The 25,870-nt window shown below is 35.2% G+C and carries 24 protein-coding genes; 21 read left to right on the top strand and 3 right to left on the bottom strand.

The genetic code is table 11. The annotated features are described in order from the left end of the window. Positions 1-78: 78 nt before the first annotated feature. Positions 79-630, bottom strand: coding sequence for a DUF4309 domain-containing protein (locus RTW14_RS16505; protein ID WP_312653466.1), 552 nt, complete (start codon positions 628-630; stop codon positions 79-81). A 247-nt stretch (positions 631-877) separates the two neighbouring features. Between RTW14_RS16505 and RTW14_RS16500 the strand changes: the two genes are divergently transcribed. The 10 genes from RTW14_RS16500 (at position 878) to RTW14_RS16455 (ending at position 10,773) form a co-directional block, all read left to right on the top strand. Beyond that, on the top strand, positions 878-1,786 hold the full coding sequence (locus RTW14_RS16500; protein ID WP_312653464.1) for a LysR family transcriptional regulator: 909 nt from the start codon (positions 878-880) through the stop codon (positions 1,784-1,786). Between the two features lie 110 nt (positions 1,787-1,896). Beyond that, on the top strand, positions 1,897-2,019 hold the full coding sequence (locus RTW14_RS16495; RefSeq protein ID WP_312653462.1) for a hypothetical protein: 123 nt from the start codon (positions 1,897-1,899) through the stop codon (positions 2,017-2,019). A 110-nt stretch (positions 2,020-2,129) separates the two neighbouring features. After that, a complete protein-coding gene (locus tag RTW14_RS16490) occupies positions 2,130-3,173 on the top strand; it encodes a methionine ABC transporter ATP-binding protein (protein WP_312653460.1) in 1,044 nt (347 codons plus the stop codon). Next, positions 3,157-3,837: a methionine ABC transporter permease gene (locus RTW14_RS16485; protein WP_312653458.1), complete on the top strand. Its 681-nt coding sequence runs from the start codon at positions 3,157-3,159 to the stop codon at positions 3,835-3,837. Before RTW14_RS16490 ends, RTW14_RS16485 begins: the two co-directional genes overlap by 17 nt. A gap of 16 nt (positions 3,838-3,853) precedes the next feature. Beyond that, positions 3,854-4,813 (top strand): L-lactate dehydrogenase, encoded by a 960-nt coding sequence (locus RTW14_RS16480; protein WP_312653456.1) that lies wholly within the window; start codon positions 3,854-3,856, stop codon positions 4,811-4,813. Between the two features lie 30 nt (positions 4,814-4,843). Further along, positions 4,844-5,677, top strand: a complete 834-nt coding sequence (locus tag RTW14_RS16475) for a MetQ/NlpA family ABC transporter substrate-binding protein (RefSeq protein ID WP_312653454.1) — start codon at positions 4,844-4,846, stop codon at positions 5,675-5,677. A gap of 3 nt (positions 5,678-5,680) precedes the next feature. Beyond that, complete coding sequence (locus tag RTW14_RS16470) at positions 5,681-6,730, top strand: ornithine cyclodeaminase family protein (RefSeq protein WP_312653452.1); 1,050 nt, start codon at positions 5,681-5,683, stop codon at positions 6,728-6,730. Positions 6,731-6,740: 10 nt separating this feature from the next. Beyond that, positions 6,741-7,907, top strand: a complete 1,167-nt coding sequence (locus RTW14_RS16465) for a pyridoxal phosphate-dependent aminotransferase (protein WP_312653450.1) — start codon at positions 6,741-6,743, stop codon at positions 7,905-7,907. Between the two features lie 344 nt (positions 7,908-8,251). Next, positions 8,252-9,163, top strand: coding sequence for a cysteine synthase A (cysK, locus tag RTW14_RS16460; RefSeq protein WP_312653448.1), 912 nt, complete (start codon positions 8,252-8,254; stop codon positions 9,161-9,163). A 302-nt stretch (positions 9,164-9,465) separates the two neighbouring features. Next, positions 9,466-10,773, top strand: a complete 1,308-nt coding sequence (locus RTW14_RS16455; RefSeq protein ID WP_312653446.1) for an O-acetylhomoserine aminocarboxypropyltransferase/cysteine synthase family protein — start codon at positions 9,466-9,468, stop codon at positions 10,771-10,773. A 94-nt stretch (positions 10,774-10,867) separates the two neighbouring features. Here RTW14_RS16455 and RTW14_RS16450 read toward each other — a convergent pair whose 3' ends face one another. Then, positions 10,868-11,869, bottom strand: coding sequence for an SPL family radical SAM protein (locus tag RTW14_RS16450; protein WP_312653444.1), 1,002 nt, complete (start codon positions 11,867-11,869; stop codon positions 10,868-10,870). 143 nt (positions 11,870-12,012) lie between these two features. On the opposite strand from RTW14_RS16450, the gene RTW14_RS16445 reads away from it, so the two are divergent. From RTW14_RS16445 to RTW14_RS16420, 6 genes are all read left to right on the top strand, one after another. Further along, the gene (locus RTW14_RS16445; RefSeq protein WP_312653442.1) at positions 12,013-12,564 is read left to right on the top strand and encodes a flavodoxin domain-containing protein; all 552 of its coding nucleotides are present in this window, start codon (positions 12,013-12,015) and stop codon (positions 12,562-12,564) included. 29 nt (positions 12,565-12,593) lie between these two features. Beyond that, positions 12,594-15,086: a DUF4127 family protein gene (locus RTW14_RS16440; RefSeq protein ID WP_312653440.1), complete on the top strand. Its 2,493-nt coding sequence runs from the start codon at positions 12,594-12,596 to the stop codon at positions 15,084-15,086. Positions 15,087-15,327: 241 nt separating this feature from the next. Continuing rightward, positions 15,328-16,176 (top strand): efflux RND transporter periplasmic adaptor subunit, encoded by an 849-nt coding sequence (locus RTW14_RS16435; RefSeq protein ID WP_312653438.1) that lies wholly within the window; start codon positions 15,328-15,330, stop codon positions 16,174-16,176. Between the two features lie 15 nt (positions 16,177-16,191). Further along, positions 16,192-16,851 carry an efflux RND transporter periplasmic adaptor subunit gene (locus RTW14_RS16430; protein ID WP_312653436.1) on the top strand — a complete coding sequence of 220 codons (660 nt, stop codon included), beginning with the start codon at positions 16,192-16,194 and terminating at the stop codon, positions 16,849-16,851. A gap of 13 nt (positions 16,852-16,864) precedes the next feature. Beyond that, positions 16,865-18,403: a DHA2 family efflux MFS transporter permease subunit gene (locus tag RTW14_RS16425; protein WP_312653434.1), complete on the top strand. Its 1,539-nt coding sequence runs from the start codon at positions 16,865-16,867 to the stop codon at positions 18,401-18,403. A gap of 10 nt (positions 18,404-18,413) precedes the next feature. After that, positions 18,414-18,878, top strand: coding sequence for a MarR family winged helix-turn-helix transcriptional regulator (locus RTW14_RS16420; RefSeq protein ID WP_312653432.1), 465 nt, complete (start codon positions 18,414-18,416; stop codon positions 18,876-18,878). A gap of 117 nt (positions 18,879-18,995) precedes the next feature. Here the strand turns inward: RTW14_RS16420 and RTW14_RS16415 are convergent, their stop codons facing one another. Further along, the gene (locus RTW14_RS16415; RefSeq protein WP_312653430.1) at positions 18,996-20,090 is read right to left on the bottom strand and encodes a radical SAM/SPASM domain-containing protein; all 1,095 of its coding nucleotides are present in this window, start codon (positions 20,088-20,090) and stop codon (positions 18,996-18,998) included. Between the two features lie 208 nt (positions 20,091-20,298). Here RTW14_RS16415 and RTW14_RS16410 point away from each other — a divergent pair, with 208 nt between their 5' ends. The 5 genes from RTW14_RS16410 (at position 20,299) to dltD (ending at position 25,856) form a co-directional block, all read left to right on the top strand. Next, the gene (locus RTW14_RS16410; RefSeq protein WP_312653428.1) at positions 20,299-21,609 is read left to right on the top strand and encodes a dynamin family protein; all 1,311 of its coding nucleotides are present in this window, start codon (positions 20,299-20,301) and stop codon (positions 21,607-21,609) included. A 142-nt stretch (positions 21,610-21,751) separates the two neighbouring features. After that, positions 21,752-23,272: a D-alanine--poly(phosphoribitol) ligase subunit DltA gene (dltA, locus tag RTW14_RS16405; protein WP_312653426.1), complete on the top strand. Its 1,521-nt coding sequence runs from the start codon at positions 21,752-21,754 to the stop codon at positions 23,270-23,272. Next, positions 23,269-24,432, top strand: a complete 1,164-nt coding sequence (gene dltB / locus RTW14_RS16400; protein ID WP_312653424.1) for a D-alanyl-lipoteichoic acid biosynthesis protein DltB — start codon at positions 23,269-23,271, stop codon at positions 24,430-24,432. Before dltA ends, dltB begins: the two co-directional genes overlap by 4 nt. A 1-nt stretch (position 24,433) precedes the next feature. Beyond that, entirely contained in the window at positions 24,434-24,664 is a 231-nt protein-coding gene (gene dltC / locus RTW14_RS16395; RefSeq protein WP_312653422.1) for a D-alanine--poly(phosphoribitol) ligase subunit DltC, read from the top strand. A gap of 4 nt (positions 24,665-24,668) precedes the next feature. Then, entirely contained in the window at positions 24,669-25,856 is a 1,188-nt protein-coding gene (gene dltD, locus RTW14_RS16390) for a D-alanyl-lipoteichoic acid biosynthesis protein DltD (RefSeq protein WP_312653420.1), read from the top strand. The last annotated feature ends 14 nt before the right edge of the window (positions 25,857-25,870 follow it).

The raw sequence follows: 25,870 nt of genomic DNA, 5'->3' as shown, positions 1-25,870 counted from the left end.
TACGTATCAAGTGTTTTATTATTTCACTTGTCTACCTAGAAGGGAGCATATCAGTGCGGCAGCCTCTTCGCCTTTAATCTATTGTGCAAAATCTTGCAAGATACAAATAGAATTAACTTTTTTATTTTCAGTATTAATCTCAAAATTAACGATATATTTGCCAGCTTTATATTCAAGAATTAAAGGCTCATCAGGATATAGCTCGCTATACGGTGAATCGTATAAGTCATTTTGACTCCCTAGTATTTCCACTACTTGTTCTAGGTCCATACCAATTTCGACCCCATATATTTCATTGCTACCAGTATAATAAATCCCTGTTACTTGATTGTCGTTTACAAAAAAATAGGTATCACCATATTTTATTAATATTGCTCCCATGAAAGAATCGGTATATTCTTCAGGCTCCCCCCATTGAGTTATAATTTTATCATACTTAGTTCCGATTCCAAATTCAACACCATTCATTTTGCCCTCATATAATAATTCTAAGGCGGGCATATATGATTCTTTACTTGGATGTATATTTTCATTATTTATGCCATTTTTAGTATTTTGGTTATTTACACAAAAAAGTATAAAAATAATGAAAATAATGATTATGGAAATAAAAATCCATTTTTTTTTCATCTTGGTCTCCTTATCATAATAAACATTCCCACCCAGAAGTAAATAATTTGTTTTACTTTAAGACATAGTACCTTTTTTAAAAGGACTTGTCAATGTGAACCCTTTTACTTGACAAAGCAGAAGTAAAATAGTAATATGTGTAAAACCTACTAGAATACTATGAAATTATAAGAACAAGGGTAGATGGTTAATTTCTGAAAAAAGGGAAAAATAACAGAACCTGTAAAAGGAAAGGAAAGGTGTTTAGATGACACTTCAGCAAATGAAATATGCTATAGAAATAGCAGATAAAGGCTCAATAAATCTTGCGGCAAAGTCATTATTCATTTCACAGCCAAGTTTATCAGGAACAATAAAAGAACTTGAGGATGAAATTGGAATAGAAATTTTTATGCGTACAAACAGAGGCATAACCATAACAGCTGAAGGAAGTGAATTCTTAGGTTATGCAAGACAGGTAGTAGAACAATATCAGTTAATGGAAGAGCAATACATTGAAAAGAAAGTCAGAAAAAAATATTTTAGTGTATCTACCCAGCATTATTCCTTTGCAGTAAAAGCTTTTGTGGAAATGGTTAAACAATTTGGAATGGATGAGTATGAATTTGCAGTTCATGAGACCAAAACCTACGATGTAATAGATGACGTGAAAACCTTTAAAAGTGATCTGGGGATTCTTTATCTAGATGAATTTAATGAAAAGGTAATTACAAAGATTCTAAATGAAAACGCCTTGGAATTTATAGAATTGTTTTCCTGTGATACATATGTGTATTTATGGAAGGGGCACCCATTAGCGGATAAAAAAATAATTAGCATGGATGAGTTGGAGGAATATCCTTGTTTATCATTTGAACAGGGGAAAAATAATTCCTTTTATTTTGCTGAAGAGGTTTTAAGTACCTATGTATACAAAAGAATTATTAAAGCCAACGACAGAGCAACCATGCTGAATCTTATGGTTGGATTAAATGGATATACCTTGTGTTCAGGCATTATCTGTGAGGAGTTAAATGGAAGTGATTATCAGGCAGTGAAACTGGACTCAGATGAAGTGATGCGTATAGGATATATTAAGCATAAGAGGATACCATTAGGTTTAGAAGGAAGAAAATATGTTGATGAATTAATTAAATATAAAGAATTGGTGTTATAGGTTGAACTTATAACAGGATATCGTTTTCACGTATTAACACCTATTTTTTAGATGTGATAATATAGGTATTGTCAGAAAGACACGAAATTAAATTGAAAGGAGCAATTAAAATGCGTACTGATAACTTTGTAAATAACAAAATGATGAATAATGAAACGATATGTTGCTGTTGTTATATGCAGATGCATATGACTATGGGTGTATTAAGTGCGCAAAAAACTGCTGGAGACTAATATATTTTCTGATGTGAAGATGTGAAATAGTTAGTAGATGCGTATGAAAAGGTGCATCTGCTATTTTTTTACCCGAAAATGAAGATAACATGGAAAGGAGGATTAAAAACATGATTACATTTCAAAATATTAGTAAGACTTTTGAGTCGGGTGGCAAAACAGTTAAAGCAGTAAAAAATGTAAATCTGAATATAGAGAAAGGCAAGATATGTGGAATTATTGGTTTTTCGGGAGCTGGCAAATCAACGCTGGTAAGATGCATTAACTTATTAGAAAGACCTAACGAAGGGAGAGTGTTTTTAGGAGAAACGGAATTGACCGCATTGACAGAAAAACAGCTGCGTAAAGAGCGAAAGAAAATTGGGATGATCTTTCAGCAGTTTAATTTATTTTCTTCAAGAACTGTGCATCAGAATGTAGCATATCCCCTAAAGTATCAGGGTATTAAGAGAAAAGAGATAAATAAAAAGGTCGACGAGCTACTTCATTTAGTTGGCTTGGAAGACAAATCTAAGATGTATCCTTCGCAGTTGTCAGGGGGGCAGAAACAAAGAGTTGCAATCGCAAGAGCACTTGCAAATAATCCAGAGATTTTACTTAGTGATGAGTCTACAAGTGCATTAGATCCGCAGACAACAAAGTCTATATTAAGACTGCTAAAGCAATTAAATGAAACGCTTGGAATCACCATTGTGGTAATCACCCATGAGATGCAGGTTGTAAAAGAAATATGTGACAAGGTAGTTGTTATGGAAAACGGAGAAATTGTTGAAGAGGGTGATGTATTCCAAGTATTTTCCAATCCGCAAAAGGCAATAACAAGGGATTTTGTAGACAGCACGTCTAACCTATCGAAGATACATGAACTGATGGAGAGTAATGTTTCCATTACTAAATTAAATAAAGGCGAGTGCATACTGAAATTTAAATATTTGAAAAGAAGTTCATCAGAGGCCTTAGTTTCACAGATTTCAAGGAAGTTTAACTTAAATGTAAACATTATTTTTGGAAATATTGAACTGATCGGAGAAAGTCCCATAGGAGGATTGGTATCCATTGTAAAGGGGAAGGATGAAGACATTGAGGCCGCCATTAATTATTTAAAAGAAAAGAATGTTGGAGTGGAGGTGATTCTAGATGCAAGAGCTTCTTAATACATATTTTCCTAATGTAATTACAAAGCTTCCTGATTTTTATGAAAGCATAGAAGAAACGGTACAAATGGTTGTGAGATCCGGGTGGATATCCTTTGTTATTGGACTTGTTCTGGGAATTTTGCTCACAGTTACTAAAAGAGGAGGCGTAATACAGAATCAAATTGTTTTTCAAATTCTGGATAAAGTAATTAACTTTTTTAGATCCATCCCATTCATTATCCTATTGGCAGGATTAATTCCGCTCACAAGGCTGATAGCAGGAACGGCAATAGGGGTTGAAGGTGCAATTGTTCCGCTAGTGTTTGGAACCGTACCCTTTTTCGCAAGGCAGATTGAATCAGCACTGGCAGAATTGAATCCAGGGTTACTTGAAGCCGCCCAATCCATGGGTGACGGACCAATAAAGATAATTATTAGCGTTTATTTGAAAGAAAGTATTCCAGGGATAGTCAGAGCTACTACCATTACCGCCATAAGTTTAATTGGACTAACGGCTATGGCTGGTGCAGTTGGAGCCGGAGGACTTGGTGATTTTGCTATAAGGTTTGGCTATCAGAGAAATCAGGTAGATGTAACCTATGCTTCGGTTTTAGTATTAGTTTTGTTAGTTAGCGCTATACAGATTGCTGGAAACATCATAGCTAAAAAAAGTACACACTAATAAAGGAGGAAAAATTATGGCATTAAAACCCAGAAAAGTAGTTATTGTCGGAGCAGGTCATGTAGGATCACACGCAGGATATGCATTAGCATCACAAGGGTTGGCAGAACAGATTGTATATATTGACGTGGATAAAGAGAAAGCTATAGCCCAGGCATTAGATATATTTGATGCTACGGTATATCTCCCACATCGTGTGCTGGTTACAGCAGGAAATTATATGGATGCCGCTGATGCGGATTTGTTAATAATTGCTGCTGGTCCACTGCCAGATATCAGTAAAGGGCAGACCAGAATGGATACGCTGGGACAGACAGTTGAGATACTGAAGGACGTAATTGAAGGAATTAAATCCTCAGGATTCCATGGGATCATAGTAAGTATATCAAACCCCGCAGATGTTGTGGCACATTATGTGCAAAACCAATTGGGGTATTTAAAAGAAAAAATTATTTCTACAAGTACTACCTTGGATTCAGCAAGACTTAGAAGGGCTATTGCGCAGGAAATAGGAATGGATCAAAAGTCTGTATATGCTTATGCATTAGGTGAACATGGCGAGAGTCAGATGGTTGCATGGTCAACCGTGACAATTGCAGGAAAACCAATACTGGAATTGATTAAGGAAAAGCCAGATAAGTATGGAAAACTTAATCTGTGTGCAATTGCTGAGGAAGGGAAAGCTGGAGGATGGCACATCCTTGGAGGAAAAGGTTCAACGGAATTTGGAATAGGAGCAGCTATTGCGGAGGTAACAAGGGCAATATTTGCAGATGAAAAAAGAGTTCTCCCTGTTTCAGTATTGTTAGATGGAGAGTATGGACAGCATGATGTTTATGCGTCCGTTCCATCAGTTCTTGGAATAAATGGCGTAGAAGAGATTATAGAACTTAATATGACCAGAGAAGAAAAAGAAAAGTTTAATCAATCGTGTAAGACTATGAGAGAAAATTATGAGCTTGCACTGAATTTATAAAATATTAATGAATTAAAGGAGATTCTAAAGATGAAAAAAAGAACAATTTTAGCACTTGTTTTGGTGATAGCATTAGCATTTGTATCAACAGCATGTGGAAACAAAAATGACAAAAGTGGCAATAGTGATAAAAAGGTTGTTAAGGTTGGTGTAGTAGGAGAAGCAAATGAAATGTGGGATCCAGTTATTAAAGAACTTGGAAAAGAGGGGGTTAAAATAGAGCTTGTGAGTTTTACGGACTATACAACCCCAAACCAGGCACTTGATAATGGTGAGATTGACTTGAATGCATTTCAGCATTATGCATATTTAAATGATGAAATTAAAAATAACGGTTATAAAATCGTAGCTATTGGAGATACGTTTATATCGGCTATGAATATTTATTCAAATAAAGTCTCCGATGTAAGTGAAATTGGGCAAAAATCAAAAATTGCAGTGCCTAATGATGCAACCAATGAAGGAAGAGCATTAAAAATTCTGGAAGCTGCAGGATTAATCAAATTAGATAAAAGTGCAGGTGACAGTCCTGAAGTATCGGATATTACAGAAAATCCTCTTAGTCTAGAACTAGTAGAGGCAGATGCGGCAAATGTATATTCTTTACTTCCTGATGTTGCAGCAGCGGTAATTAACTGCAATTATGCACTTGATAACGGACTAAATCCAGCTAAGGATTCCATTTTTCAGGATAATGTAACATACTATTCGGGAAATAGTTATGTGAATCTGATTGCGGCAAGAACAGCAGATAAAGATAATGAAATTTATAAAAAAATAGTTGATGCGTATCAGTCAGATGCGGTAAAAGAAATTTATGCCACAACCTTTAAAGGGTCTTATTTAGCAGCGTGGGAGGAATAGATTATGAAATTGAGCAAAGAATTGTATCCAGAAGCTGAGAAATATAGAGAGTGGGTAAATAATCAACTGACAATTGGTAAAGAACTTCTCTATTTAACCCAAGCGGATGTCAGAAATATTCAAATTACCCATGAAGAAATATTGGATTTAACCGAGAAAGCCTTGGTGGCATATAGCAAGAAAAATGTAGATATGCCTGCTAAAATAGGTATTCATCCATTACATGAAACTTTTTACCATGCAATGCCCGCATATGCCCCTGAAGCATTTGCAGCAGGAATTAAATGGGGCTCCTGCTACCCGGGAAATAGCAGAAAATATGGATATCCGCAGGCAGAAGGATTGATTATTTTTAATGATCATTTATCTGGAATACCAATTGCCATTTTAGATTGTATTTATGTAACTGAAATTAGGACAGCAGCGGTTACCTATGCCTCTATCAAAAAATTGGCGAATCCTTATACTAAGACATTTGGAATGATTGGCTGTGGTGTAGAGGGAAGACAGCATGTGAAAAATATTGAACAAGTACTTCCAAAATTAAAAGAAATCTATGTTTACGATATTTTTGAAGAGGCAGTGGATCATTTGATTAAAGATTTGCAGCCAGGGTTAAAAGCAAAGATAATCAAAGCAGCTTCATTAGAAGAATTGGTTAGAAAGTCAGAAGTAATTGCATCAGCAACGGTTATTACAGAACAGCCTGAACCAAAGATAAAGGATGAATGGATAGAAGGCGGAAAAACCATCTTACTGTGTGATTGCCATTCGTTATATGAAGATAAAACGATAAAAAGGGCAGATAAATATTTAGTTGACAGTATAGAGCAGCATGAGCTTTTAAAGGGATATGGATATTATCCGTATGGTTTGCCTGATATATATGCAGAAACAGGAGAGGTTGTTGGTGAAAGCAAAAAAGGCAGAGAAAATAATGCTGAATTAATTGTATGTAATAATGTTGGAATGGCAGTAGAAGATATGTATGTAGTAAGAAGTTTGTTTGATAAGGCATTGACAAATGGTGTAGGCAGAAAACTTCCGCTGTAGGAGGGGAAAAATGCAGGAATTAAGTAATAGAACATCGGCTTTTACAGATTCGGTGATTAGAAGAATGACAAGAATTTCAGATCAATATGGAGCAGTAAATCTTTCACAAGGATTTCCGGATTTTGATCCTCCAAAAGAAATACTTACAAGGTTAGCTGAAGTATCAATGGAGGGCCCACACCAGTATGCCACCACATGGGGAGCACAGAATTTTAGAGAAGCATTAGCACATAAACAGGAGCATTTCTCAGGGATGAAAATCAATCCTAATACAGAAATTGTGGTTACCTGTGGAAGTACAGAAGCTATGATGGCAGCCATGATGGCAATAACTAATCCTGGAGATAAGGTTATTATCTTTTCACCCTTTTATGAAAATTATGGGGCAGATACCATTCTTAGTGGGGCAGAACCAATATATGTACCATTAATACCACCTGAATTCAATTTTGATGCCAATGTTTTGGAAGCCGCCTTCAAGCAAGGTGCAAAGGCATTGATTTTATGTAATCCATCTAATCCATGTGGTAAGGTTTTTACCCGTAAAGAATTACAAATCATTGCAGATTTGGCGATTAAATATGATGCATATGTAATTACTGATGAAGTGTATGAACACATTGTGTATGAACCGTATGAGCATATTTATATGGCAACTCTTCCTGGTATGAGAGAACGTACAATAACTTGCAGTTCGTTATCAAAAACCTATTCCATTACAGGATGGCGTTTGGGTTATGTTATTGCACTGGAGAGGATCATTGACCGTGTTAAGAAGGTGCATGACTTTCTTACGGTGGGGGCAGCAGCTCCTCTGATGGAGGCAGCAGCGGTTGGGCTTGATTTTGGAGATAACTATTACAAAGAATTGCAGAATCATTATACGCATATGCGCAATTTGTTTCTGAAGGGGCTTGATGACATCGGACTCAAGTATATCACGCCTCAGGGGGCATACTATGTCATGGTGGATGTAAGTGAGTTTAGATGTAAAAATGATATTGAATTCTGTGAATGGCTTGCAAAGGAAGTAAAAGTCGGAGCTGTACCTGGTTCAACATTTTTTAAAGAAAATGTAAATCACCTTATCCGATTGCACTTTGCAAAGAGAGATGAAACCTTGCAGCTAGCACTGGACAATTTATCTGAAATACATATAAAGGCCAAAAAAAGATAGCTTTTATAAAAAAATAAAAATATATATTGACAATCTAAAGATATAAGCATATTATAATAACATAGTAATCAGATAGGAATTATATAAAATATGAAAAGGAGGAAAACAAAATGAAAAGACTTTGGAATTGTTGTTGCTGTTGTAAAGAACTTAATAACATAAAGTTGATTCAGAAAGTTGACCTTCATAAAAAATATATGTGTTTAACATGTTGAAATAACAGCAATACAGTTCCCATTAAATAAAATTAGTTAAACACATCATATGAAAATGCTTTCGAAAATCGAAAGCATTTTTTTTTGTGCATGAAGGTAGATAGAAAGTCATAAAGGAGGGAAAATAAAATGAAATATTATGAATCTATGCAGGAACTTATAGGTAATACACCACTTGTTAAGTTAAGTTATATTAACCAAAAAAAGCACGTAAACATATTTGCTAAGTTAGAACTCTTTAATCCAGGGGGAAGTGTTAAGGACAGAATTGGGAAATATATGATTAAGGATGCTGAAGAATCAGGACGTTTGAAAACGGGATATACCATTGTAGAAGCAACTGCGGGGAATACTGGGCTTGGAATTGCAATGGCAGCATTGAATAAAGGATATAAAATTATCTTTGTCGTCCCTACAAAGTTCTCCATCGAAAAACAGAAATTGATGAAAGCACTTGGAGCAGAGATTGTAAATACACCTAGAGAAAAAGGAATGCTAGGTGCAGTTGAAAAGGCAGAAGAGATAAAAGCACAGATTTCTAATTCTATATCTTTTGAGCAGTTTAAGAATATGAGTAATCCTTTGGCACATTACGAAACAACAGGGCCAGAAATATATAATGCTCTTGAAGGTAACATTGATTATGTAGTACTTGGAGCAGGCAGTGGTGGCACATATAATGGGATATTAAAATATCTAAAAGAAAAAAAACCTGAAATTAAGGGGGTTCTGGCAGATCCTGTTGGTTCGACAATAGGTGGAGGTGAACATGGAGACTATAATATTGAGGGAATTGGAAATGATTTTATTCCTGAGACAATGGATATGAAGCTTGTTGATGATGTAATTAAGGTAAATGATGAAGAAGCCTTTGATACAGCAAGAAAACTTACGGCAACTGAAGGTATTTTTGCAGGTTCATCTTCGGGAGCATCAATGTCGGCGGCATTAAAGCTGGCAGAGAAGATTGATAAGGGAAATATTGTAGTAGTATTGCCAGACAGAGGTGACAGGTATTTCAGTGCAGGATTATATGATTAATCAGATGGAGACTCTAAATGGTGATATAAGTTCAACCTATAACAGGATGCATGTTATATGTATTAACACTTTGGAATTACATGAGATATAATTTAATCATATTCAGAAAGGGTGCGTAGCCACAAGATTTTCTAAGTACAAAATACATAATGAAACGGTACGGGAGGAAAAACTATGTTAGTTAAAATAAATCGGGGACATATTGTAATTGAGGAAAAGCGAATGTGTTGCCCAGTAAGTAATGAATGATGAATAAATGTAATTCCCTATATAAAATAGAATAGAAAAGTGAGGTAAATATTATGAGCAAATTAACAAGAGAAAAAAGAAATTTTAGATTTGAGACATTACAGTTACACGTAGGACAAGAACAGGCTGATTCAGTTACAGATGCAAGAGCAGTTCCAATTTACCAGACATCATCCTATGTTTTTCATAACAGTGACCATGCAGCAGCAAGATTTGGACTTACGGATGCAGGAAACATTTATGGAAGACTTACTAACCCTACTCAAAATGTGTTTGAACAGAGAATTGCAGCATTGGAAGGTGGTATTGCAGCACTTGCAGTTGCATCTGGAGCGGCAGCTATCACTTATGCATTGGAAAACCTGGCACAGGTAGGAGACCATATTGTAGCAGCAAAGAACATCTATGGTGGAACATTTAATTTCTTAGAGCATACATTCCCAACATTGGGCGTTACAACAACATTTGTAGATATCTTCAATTATGAAGAGGTTAAGAGTGCAATTCAAGACAACACAAAAGCAATATTAATTGAAACACTTGGAAATCCAAATTCAGACGTTGTGGACATTGAAAAAATTGCAACTATTGCACATGCACATAAGATCCCTTTGATTGTAGACAGCACATTTGCCACTCCTTACCTTGTGAGACCTATTGAATATGGTGCCGATATTGTGGTTCATTCGGCAACAAAATTCATTGGTGGACACGGCACAACAATTGGTGGTGTAATTATAGACAGTGGCAAGTTTGACTGGGAAGCAAGCGGAAAATTTGCTTCACTGACAGAGCCAAATCCAAGTTATCATGGAATCAGCTTTACAAAGGCAGTTGGCGCTGCTGCATATATTACAAAGATTCGCGCGATTCTTTTAAGGGACACAGGTGCAACACTTTCACCATTCCATGCATTTTTCTTCCTTCAGGGACTTGAAACCTTGTCACTAAGAGTTGAGAGACACGTTGAAAATGCATTGAAGGTTGTAGAATATCTTAATAATCACCCTCAGGTTGAGAAGATTCATCATCCTTCCGTGACAGATGATGCAGAACAGAAAGCATTATATGCCAAGTATTTTCCAAATGGGGGCGGATCTATCTTTACATTTGAGATTAAGGGCGATGCACAGAAGGCGAAAGACTTTATTGATCAGCTGGAGTTGTTCTCACTTCTAGCTAATGTTGCAGATGTTAAGTCACTTGTTATACACCCAGCATCAACAACTCATTCTCAGATGACAGCAGAAGAACTTCTTGGTTCAGGAATTAAACCTAATACCATTCGTCTATCAATTGGGACGGAGAATATTAATGATATTATTGAGGATTTAGAAGAAGCTTTTAAAACCGTACAGTAAAAAAAATAGTAGGTGGATTAAAAAAACCTGTGGAATAGATACTAGAAATAAGTGCTTAGTCCGCAGGGTTATTTTTCATTAATATAATCCTATATCAAACCACATAAAGAATTTTCATTCCAGGTAATTTTTTATCTAGCTGTTCACGCAAAAAAGCTTCCCCGTCTACTCTAAGCAAGTCACGATAACAGTATTTGCCTCGTCCACGTCCAGTCATGATATTTTTATCATATAGTGTGACCGCACCTGGAAATGCTTCAGTATTAATAGCATTCTGAACAAAGCTGTAAGTCATAAATATAATTTCTAAAAAAGCTGTTTCCTTAACCTTAAGACTTAGCTTATCTGCAAGTTGATCAATCAAATCTGAATAATACTGTTTCCAGTCAGGAATAAGAATAACAGGCGCAAGTAAAAGACCAATGGGGTATCCGGCATCACACATAGAATTAATAGCAAGGATTCGGTTTTCTAAAGAAGAGGTTCCCAGCTCTATGCGGCGGATAATTTCTGGTGGATTCACACTCATCCGAAATATTGTTCTGCCTTGATGATCCAGTTTAAGCAACGGCTCTACCATATCAAACTTGGTAGGGAATGTTAAATACCCTTTTCCTTCTTTTGCAAAGCGTTCAATTGTCCACACAAGGTTATCTGTAATTGTATTTTCAAGGATAAGATCGCTGTTACTGCCAATTTCAAAGGTCAATGATCGCTCAGACAAGTTGGATGTTTTTATTAGCTTATCCAGCATCTGTTCCCTATTAACAAATAGCCGTAGATAGGAACACTTGTTATAGTTACAGACTAAATAGCAATACAGGCACATGGCACTACATCCAGATGAGGTATAGGGGACTAGATAATCAGATACCTTGTGATTTGCTACATATTTATGGGTTTTACGTACCCCTATAATTAAGTGGCGCTTAAGAGTGGTAAATTCTTTGTTTTCAGCTTTACGAAGTTGGGGTATGTTATTATGACTATCTATAGGAATCCATGGAATGCTGGAATATTTATTTTGTAGCATTTGCCCTAAAGGATAAGTAAGTGAATTTGGTTCGTAGTAGACTTCATCAAATATTGTATTCATAATATAACCCCGCTTAAGAATCCTCAAAGAGGATTTTTTCTATTAATTTATTTTTGTATGTAAAGGCATATTAATGTATAATAGTAATTATGTCCCAAATAAATTTTTAAATTCCTTTATAATGAATGGGATAGGAGAAGCTTATGAATAGAATTGTTGTAATTTATCAGTCTCATTATGGTACGACCAAAAAGTATGCAGAATGGATTGCGGAAGAACTAAATGCAGACCTATATGAGAAAGAAGAAATCAAACAGAAAAAAATCTTAAATAACTATGAAATTATTATTTTTGGCGGTGCTCTCTATGCGGGGGGCATTAAAGGGATATCCATTATCAAAGATAATTTTAATCTGTTAAAAGATAAGAAACTGATTGTATTTACCTGTGGACTTGCTGATCCAAAAGATCAGGAAAATCTTAAGGGCTTACGTAAAAGCATTGATAAAGCTTTTACTGCTGAGGAGCAAAAAAACATTGAGTTTTTTCATCTGCGTGGGGGGATAGATTATAGAAAACTTAACACTGTTCATAAAATTATGATGGCTATGTTAAAGCATCAATTAATGAAAAAAGACCCAGCATTACTAAATGAGGAAGATAAACAGATGCTAGAAACTTATGGCAAAAGGGTTGATTTTACAGATAAGGCAGCCACTGAGCCGATTATAGCACAAATAAAAAACAGAGACTGATATTTTATTTAACAGAAGGGAAAGAGAAAATGAGTAGAAAAATTTTGAGCTTATTACTTTGTATTTCAATGGTAATAACAATGGTACAGGGGGTTACCATAAATGCATTGGCAGATACAGCAAAATCAAATGAAACAGAACCAATTTTAGCGTATGTGCCTCTAGACAACAGACCAGTAAATGTGGATCGAGTCATTTATGAAGCAGAGTCGGCAGGATTTAATGTTATGATGCCCAATGAAGATTTATATGCTACCAGACTGGATGGACAGCCTCTTAACTCAAATGGAACAGCATATGGCGATAGTGGAAAATTACTAGAATGGATACTGGAGATGGATAAGAAAACTGATTACTTTGTAATTTCTCTTGACCAGCTTCTTTCGGGAGGACTAGTAAATTCTCGAACACTCTACAATACCAAGTGTTATGAAGAGAATAAGATGATAGATGCTATTATCAAACTTTCACAGAATAACCATGTTTATATAGTTGATACAGTTACCCGCCTGGCATCTTGCACTGTGGGTTATCAAGGGGCGACAATAGAAACTTATAATTATCTGCGTCAATATAATCTTACACCTAGGTATGTACTGACGGACAAAAATCTAACTATAAAAAATATTGTGTCAGATTATAAAAGAGATGAAAATGGCAGAAAAATTACTGTAGATCCAAAGTATGCTACAGAGGTAAGCAATTCTCTAAAAACCCGTGAAAGAAAACTAAGTCTAATAGACTACATGCTATCAGTGGATCCTTCTGGGAAAATAAAATATTTCATTGGTATTGATGATTCCAATCCTCAAAATACCATACAGACCAATGAGGTTAACTTTATTCAGAAAAAATTGGGCAATCGAGGACTAATTTATTCTGGGGCAGATGAGTTGGGAATGATGGCTGTACTAAATCTAATGATTGATTATTATGGATATAACGTGAATGCATCAGCTGTATATTTTGGAAATACGGAAGGCTCTGGATCTGGTTCAGTTTATGATATGGAGACGGTAAAAGAGAATGTTGAAAAACATCTAAAAAGTATTGGGGTAAATCTGGTAGATAAAGAAAAAGCCGATATGGAAATAGTGGTTTTAACTTCTCCATCTACGGCAACTTTAAATTCAAAGTACATAAACAAGATGATTGATTATATAAATAACAATATTTCCAAGGGAATTCCAACTATAGTGATTAATTCAGCCCCAAGCGCATATAGCGGCAACCTTGAATACAGAATGATTAGAGAATGTGAAATGAGCATGCTGCTTTCTTACAGCAGCTGGGGAACAGTAGGTAATTCCATAGGAATATCACTTTGCAACGGCATTTCTCGTTACTTATATTTACATAGTAGAGATAATAGCAGTGATAAAGCCGATATTGCATTTTTAAAAGGACTAATTTTTTCCTATGAAAAGGATATCAGTTATATCCGAGGGGGAGGAAAAACTTTATTCAATGACTATCTAACTTCAAAGGGATGGTCTACCAGCAATTTTTATCAAAGTGATGAACAGATAAAAACAATAAATGCATATTTAGAAAATATGCTGAAAACTTCAGAGTATAATGTCACAGTAAATGACATCATTGATAATCTTACAGATTGTAGGTATTTTAAAGGCCTTGGGGGAGAATGCGGTATTATCGGTAAAATTAATCTGAATCATTATTCAGCACCTTTCTTTAGAACGTATGAAATTAGATTTGATATAGGTGTAAAATTAAGCGATGTAACATTAAAAGGCTTTAAAGATTCTATGAATATTAATATGCCATATACCCCATCTGAAGGGCAATTGACATACTCACTTAACCTTTATTATCTGGATCAATCCGGAAAGCTTCAGAAGATGCCTTGTACTTATGATAAAGATACAGGTTCTGTAAAGTTTGCTACTAATATGCTGCCTAATTTCTTTACAAATACACTGAGTATGGAGGCAGGCAAGGCAAATTCACTATTTGTTGATGTGCCTTCAACTGCATGGTATTTTGATTATGTAATGTATGCATATGAAAAGGGAATAATGAATGGCACCAGCAGCAATACCTTCCAGCCAAAGACTCCTATGACTCGTGCAATGCTGGTGTATACGCTTTACAAAATGGCAGGAACGCCAGCGGTAACGGGTGATTATGAAATACCAGCAGATGTAGGGAATAGCTGGTATAAGTCAGCGGTGGAATGGGCTTTATCAAATGGAATTGTTTTAAAGAATAGTAATGAAAAATTTGCACCTAATGATTCGGTAACCCGTGAACAACTGACTGACATGTTATGGAAATATGCAAAATACAAAGAAATGGATGTGACGAAAGGTAAATACCCTGGAATTTACAATTATGCTGATGTTTTTGCAATTTCGCCTGAACTACGGGATGGGTTTGACTGGGCATGCAGCGTAGGTATCATAACAGGAACCAGTAACGGTACTAAGGTTTCACCTAATACTGTAGCAACCCGTGCAGAAGTTGCAGCAGTATTGAAGCGTTTTACAGAGTTAGAATAGAGCGCCAGAGGAAGAAAAATTGTTATATGAACGGTTTACAAGCAAGTTGCTAAACCAGAAAAATGTGAGATTATCAACTCTGTTTCCAAGAGATATAAATAGGGTTATGCCATAAAAGGTTAAGAGGGATTTAATCCCTCTTTTTTTATTTTTATTATTGACTTTTTCCATAATTTGTTTTAGTATTGACAAGAACAGTTCGAAAGCGAACTGTTCTAAAATTTCATAGGAAGGTGTAGAAATGAAAAAACATAAAAAAATTACTGTGGCAGTGGTATTGGCTATTTTATTTATAGGTTTATTGGTGTTTATGGGCGTAAAAAATTCAAGTGCTGGTCAGTCCATTAATAATCAGGATGTATATTCTAATCAGGAGTCAGGTGGACCCTCGTATATTATGGCTGGAAAAGTTGAAGCAATGGAAAGTGCAGATGTATCAATAAAAAGTTCAGGAAAAATCGCTGAGTTGAATGTGGACGTTGGATCTTTTGTAAAAAAAGGAGACGTACTGGCAAGAATTGATATGCAAGAGGTACCTGCACAAGTAAATCAGGCACAATCTGCTATAGATATAGCAAGTGTAAATTTAAAAAATGCGCAGAGTAGCTACGATAGAACATTGCAGCTATATCAGGCGGGAGCTGTGGCAAAAGAGGCTCTTGAGAATGCGGAGAAACAACTAAATACGGTAAAGGCACAGATAAAGCAGGCGCAGTCTGGATTAGATGTAGTAAATGCAACTTCTTCAAATGGAGTAATCGTCTCACCTGTTTCAGGAACTGTGACTGCTAAAAATATAAACTTAGGAGAAGTAGCAACGGCAGGATCAACCTTAATGAGCATAGTAAATTCAGATAAGACGTATATAAGTGCATATTTGCCTGCAAGATTATCAGGAGAAGTTCAGCAGGGGCAGAAAGTAATTATACGGATATCAGAAATTCCAGATAAGACTTTTAATGGTGAAATTTCTTTGGTTGACCCTGTAGTAGATGCTCAAAATAAAAACATTCTGGTTAGGGTGAATATGCTAGAGAATGATTCAGCTGTTAAGGTTGGTATGTTTGCAGAAATAGCAGTAAAGAAATAAGGCTGGTGATACAAAATGGAATCAAAAAGAAAAGTATTAATGTTATCTGTAGTTGCTGTGATGCTGGTTGTTTTAAGTAGCATCGGCGCTTATTACTGGTATGAAAGTAATTATTATGTAACCACAGAAGATGCAAAGGTTGCAGGGGATATTGTAAAGGTTTCCCCACAAATGACAGGGAAGTTATTGGAACTTGATGTAGAAGAGGGACAAAGTTTAGAGAAAGATCAAATCATTGGACGTCAAGAAATGGGGACCTTATCTGACACCAATTTAGAGCAGTCTGTAATAAGAGCTCCCATTTCCGGATTTGTTTTAAAAAAGCAGGTTACACCGGGAGAACTGGTATCAACCGGGCAAACCCTTATTATGATGGTAGACCCTGCTAAACTTTACATAAATGCCAATATAGAGGAAAATGACCTTGCAAAGCTTAAAATTGGGCAAAGGGTAGAAATTACGGTGGATGAATTTGATGGTCATAAAATGTATGGAAAAATCCAATCCGTAGGAAAAGCCGCAAATTCAGCCTTTTCTCTTTTATCTGGATCAACCAGTGGTACATTTACGAAAGTAGTGCAGAGAGTGCCAGTAAAAATAGTATTTGAAGATAAACAAAATTGTAACGGATTATTACTTGGAACAAATGCAGTAGTAAAGATTCATATTAGATAAGAGGTGGGTTCAAGTGAATAAACATGATGACGTTTATAAGTGGCTTGCGCTGTTTGTAGTTTTAATTGGAACCTTTATGAGCGTTTTAAGCAGCAGCCTGATTAATCTTGCCCTGCCTAAAATGATGTCTGTTTTTGGAGTAACTTTGTCGGATATAACCTGGGTGGTTACGGCTTACTCTCTTGCTATGGGTGCTGTAGTGCCTCTAACTGGATTTTTAAGTGATACCATTGGAATAAAGAAGCTATATGTCATAGCACTTTCTATGTTCACTCTGGGATCTGCACTATCTGGTATGGCATGGAGCAACAGTGCAATGATAGTTTTCCGTGTGATACAGGCAATAGGAGGGGGCCTTATGAGTCCTGTAGGAATGTCTATTGTTTATGCTATTTTTCCAGTTGAAGAGAGAGGAAAAGCTTTAGGAATTTGGGGAGTAGCTGCTATGGCCGCTCCGGCACTGGGTCCTACTTTAGGTGGATATATTCTCTCGAATTTAGACTGGAGGCTTTTGTTTTATATAAACGTGCCTATAGGTATATTTGGAATTATTTTTGCATGCTTTTTACTTAGAGAGACGGATAAGAAACCCTATGAGGGAAATTTCGATATTATAGGATTTATTACTTCTGTTGTGGGAATTGTATGTACTTTATATGTAGTAGGAAAGTGGTCTACTATAAATTGGAAGGAAATTCATTTTCCTATTTTACTTACTATTGGGATTTTTAGTTTAATTCTATTTGTCATAAATGAACTCACCCACACAAATCCATTATTGGATTTAAGGGTATTAAAACTTTATGATTATGGACTAAGCCAGATTATTAGCTGTGTCTTGGTTATGGCATTGATGGGAGGAAGTTATATACTTCCATTATATCTTCAAAATGTAAAAGGCTTATCGGCTATGCAATGCGGCATTATTATGCTGCCATCAGCTATTTCTGCTGCTATAACCATGCCTATCAGTGGTGCTATATTCGACAAGTTTGGAGCAAAAGTAGTAACAATACCAGGTCTTTTCATATTATTGTGGGGTTCTTACCATCTTACTTACTTAAGTTCAGATACATCAAACTTAACGATTATGACAATTTCCTTTATAAGAGGAATTGGATTGGGGCTTGCTATGATGCCAATTAATGCGGTAGGAATGAATGCTGTACCGCTTCATTTAACAGGAAAAGCATCTGCACTTACCAATACGCTTAGAAACATATTCAGCTCAATAAGTGTAACCATTGTAGCAACATTAATGACTACTAAAATGAATAATAACTATTCTAGATTAGCAGAGAACGTGACCTTGTCAAATCAAGCTGTTGCTGATACAATAAAACAAGTACAAGGAATATATATGTCTTCTGGTATGACATCAGCAGATTCGCAAATGTCTGCCATATCTGCTATTGCGGGAGTTATACAAAAACAAGCTTATCTTGATGCCATTAACTATACCATTGCTTTTACAGCTGTAACAGTACTAGTTGCCATTGCTTTGGTATTTATGATGAAAGCGCAAGGTCAAAAAGAAATTTTTAAATGTTAGGAGAATAGGTGTGGGAACAAATAATAACTCAGAACAATCATTGATTAGCTATTCTGAAACTATTATGAGGCTTTTAAGAACGACAAAAAAAGAGTTAAGTGAGTATTCATTTGAAAAAGCAAAACAATTTGGATGCACAGGACCACAGCTATTTTTAATTCTTATTCTTTATAAAAACCCAGGAATTAACCTTCAAGAGTTAAGTGAAAGATTGGCATTATCAAAAAGTACCGTTTCTGGTATAGTTGACCGGCTTGTAAGCCAGGGGGATGTTACACGTGAGATTCCTTTAGAGGACCGTAGGAGCGTACGACTTTTTCTATCAACGGATTTTTTAGAAAAATGTGACTTGATTGAGATTAAAAAACAAGTTCTCACAGATTTGTTTAACGGCGCTTCAGAACAGGAATTAAAAACTATTATTGAGGGTTTGGAAAAATTGCATGAGATGGTTATGAAGAATAAAATAAAATAAAGCATACAATTCACTAAAATTAAAATCCCCTTATTACTTGAACTAACCCCCAAAAGTTAGACAAAAATCTAACCGATAGGAGGGGAGTTCGTAATAAGGGGATTTTCTAATATTTGATTATATAGTTTTGTTCAGCAATTCTCTCACTTGGGACTCCTTTTCAAACAGTGCGCAGCCGCCAATATGTTCACTGCCAACTAATTTATGGTCCTGCAAGCGATGAAAAAATGGTGAATCTAAGGCTTCAAGAAGAGAATGATTTTGCAAGTTACAATCAGAATAAGGGGAGAATGGGCAGGCTTCTGCATCACCATAACAGTTAATATGAAAAAACCCACGGCCGGCAGCAAGGCAGCCGCCCATTTTATTTTCATCCCCTGGAAAGGATAGAAATAAAATGGAAGGAAAATCATCACGAAGCTGATTTTGTGATTGCTCTAAACAAAGTCTTTCACCCGCAGAAAATGCAAGATTTTGTGTGCTGGGGTCTACGGGTACATATTCAATAAATAGAATGGCATAGCAGCCCAGTTCCTGTAAGGTTTCAATGAATTTGTTATCGGTTACTTCGCTTAAGTTTTCTGTTGTAACCGTAACCGATACACCGAAAAGAATCCTGTTCTGTTTTAGCATTTCCATTACATTTAATATTTTTTCATATAACCCTTGACCTCTACGTGCATTTGTAGACTCTTGTGAACCCTCTATGCTGATTATAGGGAAAAGATTCCTATGTTGATTCAATAATTTTATGTATTTTTTATCTATGAGAGTACCATTTGTGAAAATAGGAAAAATTATTTCGGGTACTTGGGAGGCGGCTTCTATTATTTCATATCTCATTAGAGGTTCGCCTCCAGCTAAAAGATTAAACATAATTCCTAAATTTTTAGCCTGCTCAAAAATATTTAACCATTCATCTGCGGAAAGCATAGGAACGTTATTATCATCATGGCAGTTCCCGTTACCTCGCGCATAACAGCCTGTACAAAAAAGATTGCAGGAATGTGTTATACTGGAAATTAAGAAAGCAGGTATATGTTTACCCTGCTGCTCATAATTATTTCTGTATTGTGCAGCAGTTTTACTGTAAGCAAGAGTTTTTAGAAGAAAGGCTGTTTCTTTAGGATTTGAAAAAGTATTACTTACAACATCAGATATAATTTTATGTATAGAACGGCTAAAATAGCCATTTAATTGGTTATTATTCATTTTCTTCTCTCCTTATATGAAGGCAAGTATCTATTTATAATACAATATTTTACATGTTTAATTTATCGCAAATACTTTATTATGTCAATGGTTGTTACCATTAAAGGCATTGTTTGTAAATATATGTTATGTTATAATATTAGTTTAGAGCGTAGATTCTAGGATAAATATCTACAAATAAGCATTATATTATAGGAGATTTAGAAATATGACCATTTCAATTATAGATTTAGCAAAGCAGGCAGAAGAATTATTAAATACCTCTGAAATCTGCCGAGCGGAAGCGACGCGTGTTAAGGTGCTCCGTGATAAACTGGAGTCACAGGACATAACCGTTTCTGTAATAGGCCAGTTTAAAAGAGGAAAAAGTACTCTTGTAAATGCAATCTTAGAAGAAAAACTTTTGCCTGTAGGAATCGTTCCGGTAACCTCTGTGGTGACTAGAATAGAATACGGTGAAAAGTCAGTGGCAGTACATTTTGACAATGGAATTATTAAACCCATTGATTTCCAAGAACTTTCAGAATATATAAATGAGCAGGAAAATCCTGGGAATAAGCTTTGTGTGTCGTCGGTTACTATACACACAAAAGCACCTTTCTTAAAAGAAGGTCTTACTTTTGTAGATACTCCAGGTGTAGGATCTGCACATAAACATAATTCAGATGCTGCATATGCATTTGTAAAGGAAAGCGATGCTGTTATTTTTATGCTTTCAGTGGATAGTCCTATCAATGAAATAGAAATTGACTTCCTACGAAATGCCAAGGAGTATGCTGCTAAATTTTATTTTACTGTAAATAAAATCGATAATGTGGAGGAAGACGAACTGTCAGCATATCTGGAGTATTGCCGTAAACTACTTTGCAGCTTAATGGATGTGGAAGATATCATGTTGTTCCCTGTAAGTGCCAAGTATGGGGATGGTTTAGTAGAATTAAAAAATAAGATTCAAGGTGATTGTAAAACATCAGTAAAAGAAATCCTCGAAGACTCTGTAGGAATGAAACTAAAGGACATAATCAGCTGTGCTATGTCCAGGTTAGATTTATATTGGAATGCATTAAAAATGCCAATTGGAAGATTGGATAACAGCTTTAACCAAATGAAAAAATGCCTTGCAGAGATAGAGAGGAAGAGTACTGATATTGCTTCTGAACTAGATAAAGAAACAAACAATGAGAAATATTTTGTTGTATCCAATATGCTTGAAGTTGAATTAAATGAAATGAAGCAGAAATTATCTTTATCTGTATCTGAGCTTTTTGGCATGGAGTATCATTATGAACTTACAGAACTTAATGTAGCGGAGAATTATAAGTTTGATAACTCGCAGGGTAATATAGGGAATCTTAAAGAGAAATTCTTAAAGGAGGCAAAACAGCTTTGCGATGAACTAGACCGTACTTTAAACTTAATTCTTATGTATAGAGAAAAAAATTCAATTACAGTGGCAAGAAGGATAGATGATTTAAATAAATTAAATCGGCAGCTAAGAAAGCTAAAAACTTTATTATAACGGAATATTATCAAAAACTTAATAATTAAGGAAATCGTAATAATTAGTAAATATTAGCTTAAGAATTGAACGATATATTAAAATAAAAGGCTATGGGATTCTACTTTTAGTAAAGATTTTTATAGGGGGGAAACTAACAGAAATGAATATACTCGAGAAAGTCAAGCATTATGCGTGTGCACAGCCACTTGTAAATGCAATGAAATCAGGTGAAGAGGAGATAACTTATCAGGAATTAGATTTAGCATCGGATTATCTGGCAACGTATCTAGACAACACTTGTGGAGAAAACAAATCACCAATAGCAGTTTATGGGCACAAATCAGTATATATGCTTATTTGTATGTTAGCTTGTGTAAAATCAGGACGCGCTTACTGCCCAATTGATGTTTCAGTTCCTGATTTACGTACACAATTGATACTAAATAAAATGGATTCACCAATTACATTAGCTGTTGAAAAACTGCAATGTCAGTATAATAGGGTGATTAATATAGAAGAGATAAAAAATATTATTGAGCTTCAGACGAGAGGGATTTCTCCTGATAAATGGGTAAAAAATGATGAGGTATTTTACATTATCTTTACGTCTGGGAGTACAGGGGAGCCAAAAGGGGTACAAATTACTGCCAATTGTTTGAATAATTATTTGGATTGGTCGGTAGGCCTTGGCAGCTCACGAGAGAAAAAGCGTGGAAAGTGTTTTTTAAACCAGGCACCATTCTCTTTTGATTTGTCAGTGATGGATTTATATACTTGTTTAGCCAGCGGTGGAACTTTGTGGGCATTATCAAAGACAGTGCAAAGTGATTATTGTCTTTTAATGGAATCTCTAAGAGATTCACAGGCTGGAATATGGGTTTCTACCCCATCTTTTGCAGAAATTTGTTTAACTGACAAGCAGTTTGATGGAGCATTGATGCCAGAACTTGACACTTTCTTATTTTGCGGGGAAACGCTTACCAATGATACGGTAACTAAACTGCGAAAAAGATTTCCTCAATCCAAAATTATCAATACCTATGGACCAACAGAATCAACAGTTGCGGTGACCAGTGTTGACATTACAGAGGAATTATGTGCATCAGTAAGTCCTTTACCAGTGGGAAGTCCAAGACCTGGAACTATTATACAAATCAGGGATAAAGAGGGGGGAGACGTTCCTGATGGCGAGAAAGGTGAAATTGTTATTTTGGGGGATACGGTAAGTAGTGGGTATTATAAATCTCCTGAATTGACCAAAAAGGCTTTTTTTGAAGTAAATGAAGAGGGGCATATAGTAAGGGGATATCGTACAGGAGATGAAGGATTTTTAAATAACGGAATGCTGCATTATAGTGGAAGAATAGATTTACAAATAAAACTGCATGGTTATCGTATTGAAATTGAGGATATTGAAAATAATCTTTTAAAATTAAAAGGAATTGAAAAAGCGGTGGTTATACCTAATATAAAAGAGGGCAAGACTAAGAGCTTATCCGCTTATATAATATATAACGGTGAAATAACTGAGCCTTTTGACACTGCGCTGGCATTGAAAAGGCAGCTAAAACAATTCATCCCCGATTACATGATACCCAAAAAATTTGTATTTTTAAATGAATTCCCTATAAATAATAATGGCAAAATCGATAGAAAACTTTTGGGAGGACTATCAAAGTGACACTATATGGGGGATATTTGTTTTACATATGTTTAGTGGTAGCATTGATTCCAGCAATTACACTTGGAATTATGCAAAAACCATTAAAACATTATACATTATGTATATCATTGATATTTATCTGTCTGGTTTTAGCAAGTGATATACACCAGCTATTATGTTTTACGGGATTCTTCTTAGCAGAACTGATGGTTGTAAAAGGATATTTATTTATAAGAAATAAGTATGGACGAAATGCAAAACTTTATTATGCAGCTGTTTGTTTAAGTATTTTACCACTTGTTCTTAATAAATGCTGTTCCTTATTTGAATTAAATGTTTTCGGAATTTTAGGGATTTCTTATTTAACTTTTAAAACAGTACAAATGATTATAGAAATTTATGATGGAGTTATTTCAGATGTTCCGATTTTAGAGTTTTCCGGTTTTATACTGTTTTTTCCAGCTTTGAGCTGCGGACCTATTGATAGAAGCAGAAGATTCCATGAGGATTGGACAAAGGTATATGAGCGAGAGGAATATTTAGATTTAGTCGGTACCGGTATATTTAAGATTTTATTAGGGCTTATATATAAATTAATTTTAGCAGTACAATTTTATAAAATAATGGGGTTCTTTGATGGACAGCAGTGGTATTTTGCTGTTGGATATGCCTATATGTATGGATTTTATTTATTCTTCGACTTTGCAGGATATAGTTTGATGGCTGTAGGAACCAGCTATATTTTGGGAATACAGACACCAGATAACTTTAGAAAACCTTTCATAGCAAAGGATATGAGGGATTTCTGGGATCGATGGCACATTACTTTGTCTTATTGGTTTAGAGATTTTATATTTTCACGTTTTATTATGAAATGCGTAAAGAAAAAATGGTTTGATTCTAGGCTCCAAAGGGCCTCTGCAGGATTTATAGTAAATATGTTTATTATGGGTATGTGGCATGGATTAACGCTGTCATATCTCTTATATGGACTGTATCATGGTGTACTTTTAGCCATTACAGAAATATATCAGAAAAAATCAAAGTTATATAAAAAGAATAAAGATAAGAAAGGCTATCAGATTTTATCTTGGTTTATTACATTGCAGCTTGTTATGTTTGGATTCCTGATCTTTTCCGGAAGATTTGTGGAAATTTTAAATTTAGGAGGACATTAGAATGAAAGAAAGAATTTTAGATATGTTAGCGGAAATTTGTGAAGATGATATTGTAAAAGAAGACTTAAATATTGATTTATTGAAAACTGATTTGCTAGATTCTTTGGCATTTGCAGAACTATTGGCACTAATAGAGGAAGAGTTTGGAATTATTTTATCTCCATCCGAATTCCAAAGGTCAGATTTAAATACACCTGCTAAAATTATAGAAATAATAGAAACAAGGGGATAAAACAGTGAAAAAAGTAAAGGCCTTTATCGTTGCGTTAATTTTGTTTGGCTTTACGGTAGGTGGTTTTCATATGTATAGTATGCAAGCTTTATCTTTAGATAATAATGCTTTTAGTACATGGTCAAATAAGGTAAAATTCAATTCTCCAGATGCAATTAAAGCTAATTTAAATGAAAGTTCCATAGTTGTATTTGGGTCTTCTGAATTTCAGCATGGGCAGAAAACTATATATCACCCTAAAGCCATGTTTAAGGATTTTGAATTTAATCCTATGCTGATTGGAGCAGGGTATTATCAAAGTCTGGAGCATGCTATTACGCTTGCATCTATAGGTGAAAGCATTCAGTCTAAAAAGGTTGTACTATTACTTTCGCCTACATGGTTTAGAAAGAAAGGAGTTGTTGATACAGCTTTTGCATCTCGATTTTCTGAAAGTAGTTACCTTGGAATGTTAAAAAATGATAATTTATCACCTGAAACAAAGGATTATATAAAAGAGAGAACGAATAAGCTGCTGCAGGTTGATCAAGGGACACTCAATCGTGTTAATATATATAATCGTGTATTGATGGGTGAACGCACTTCTCTTATGGATGATTTAAGTTACAATGTGTATAAACAGTTTCTAATGGAAAAAGAACGCCAAGGAGTTATTTTACAAGCTAAGCTGGCAAACTTGAAGGCAAATCAAAATCAAGGGAACCAAGACCGAAGTATTGACTGGAAAAATTATATGGTTAAGGCAGAGGAGCAAGGTGAAAAAAATAATACAAATCCTTTTTATATGACACCAAGGGGATATATGAAAGTAGAATATAGGTTAAAGAGTGGAGTATGTCCAAAGAAAAAACCTGTAAAAAATTGCTATGCAAACTCTATTGAATATGATGATTTCAGATGTTTTTTAGATATTTGCAAGCAGATGGACATAGAACCCTTAATTGTGGCACTTCCTGTCAATGGATACTGGTTTGATTATACAGGGTTCCCAGCTGATACCAGAACAAAATACTATGATAATATACGAACAATTACTCAAGAGTATGGAGTAAAATTAGTAGATTTATCCGATGAGGAATATACTAAATATTTCTTCGAAGATAGCATACATCTTGGAGGGAAAGGATGGGTAACAGTCAATGAAGTTCTTTACAACTATTATAATGAAGATAAAGAGCAGCCAGCTAAGTAAGTCGATTGGCTGGG

It is taken from the genome of Aminipila sp. (genome assembly GCF_032051575.1).
Lineage (GTDB): Bacteria > Bacillota > Clostridia > Peptostreptococcales > Anaerovoracaceae > Aminipila.
This window is presented reverse-complemented; position numbering and strand designations above follow the sequence as displayed.

Coding starts and splice junctions, on each gene's coding strand:
- RTW14_RS16450 (WP_312653444.1), bottom strand. CDS start 11,869: ATGAATACAATATTTGATGAAGTCTACTACGAACCAAATTCACTTACT.
- RTW14_RS16470 (WP_312653452.1), top strand. CDS start 5,681: ATGAAATTGAGCAAAGAATTGTATCCAGAAGCTGAGAAATATAGAGAG.
- RTW14_RS16490 (WP_312653460.1), top strand. CDS start 2,130: ATGATTACATTTCAAAATATTAGTAAGACTTTTGAGTCGGGTGGCAAA.
- RTW14_RS16435 (WP_312653438.1), top strand. CDS start 15,328: ATGAAAAAACATAAAAAAATTACTGTGGCAGTGGTATTGGCTATTTTA.
- RTW14_RS16430 (WP_312653436.1), top strand. CDS start 16,192: ATGGAATCAAAAAGAAAAGTATTAATGTTATCTGTAGTTGCTGTGATG.
- RTW14_RS16505 (WP_312653466.1), bottom strand. CDS start 630: ATGAAAAAAAAATGGATTTTTATTTCCATAATCATTATTTTCATTATT.
- RTW14_RS16455 (WP_312653446.1), top strand. CDS start 9,466: ATGAGCAAATTAACAAGAGAAAAAAGAAATTTTAGATTTGAGACATTA.
- cysK (WP_312653448.1), top strand. CDS start 8,252: ATGAAATATTATGAATCTATGCAGGAACTTATAGGTAATACACCACTT.
- RTW14_RS16480 (WP_312653456.1), top strand. CDS start 3,854: ATGGCATTAAAACCCAGAAAAGTAGTTATTGTCGGAGCAGGTCATGTA.
- RTW14_RS16445 (WP_312653442.1), top strand. CDS start 12,013: ATGAATAGAATTGTTGTAATTTATCAGTCTCATTATGGTACGACCAAA.
- RTW14_RS16485 (WP_312653458.1), top strand. CDS start 3,157: ATGCAAGAGCTTCTTAATACATATTTTCCTAATGTAATTACAAAGCTT.
- RTW14_RS16415 (WP_312653430.1), bottom strand. CDS start 20,090: ATGAATAATAACCAATTAAATGGCTATTTTAGCCGTTCTATACATAAA.
- RTW14_RS16495 (WP_312653462.1), top strand. CDS start 1,897: ATGCGTACTGATAACTTTGTAAATAACAAAATGATGAATAATGAAACG.
- RTW14_RS16500 (WP_312653464.1), top strand. CDS start 878: ATGACACTTCAGCAAATGAAATATGCTATAGAAATAGCAGATAAAGGC.
- RTW14_RS16465 (WP_312653450.1), top strand. CDS start 6,741: ATGCAGGAATTAAGTAATAGAACATCGGCTTTTACAGATTCGGTGATT.
- RTW14_RS16410 (WP_312653428.1), top strand. CDS start 20,299: ATGACCATTTCAATTATAGATTTAGCAAAGCAGGCAGAAGAATTATTA.
- dltC (WP_312653422.1), top strand. CDS start 24,434: ATGAAAGAAAGAATTTTAGATATGTTAGCGGAAATTTGTGAAGATGAT.
- dltA (WP_312653426.1), top strand. CDS start 21,752: ATGAATATACTCGAGAAAGTCAAGCATTATGCGTGTGCACAGCCACTT.
- RTW14_RS16475 (WP_312653454.1), top strand. CDS start 4,844: ATGAAAAAAAGAACAATTTTAGCACTTGTTTTGGTGATAGCATTAGCA.
- RTW14_RS16440 (WP_312653440.1), top strand. CDS start 12,594: ATGAGTAGAAAAATTTTGAGCTTATTACTTTGTATTTCAATGGTAATA.